Raw genomic sequence first — 238 nt, forward strand, 5'->3', positions numbered from 1 at the left:
GCGGCCGTTGAAGTCGGTGGTCTTGGCGATGCGGTCCAGCTCGGAGGTGAGCTGGTTGACTTCAGAGTTCAGGGCCTGGCGGTCGGAGGCCGAGTTGGTGGCGTTGGCAGATTGCACGGCGAGTTCACGCACGCGCTGCAGGATGTCGCCCGAGCTCTTGAGCGCGCCTTCCGCCGTTTGCGCCAGCGAGATGCCGTCGTTGGCATTGCGCACGGCCTGGTTCAGGCCCTTGATCTGG

General features: G+C 65.5%; 1 pseudogene. It reads right to left on the reverse strand.

From position 1 onward, the window contains the following. Nucleotides 1-238 (reverse strand): annotated as a pseudogene (locus B2J89_RS22330) (flagellin); the annotation flags it as partial.

This window comes from Acidovorax sp. SRB_24, assembly GCF_012931925.1.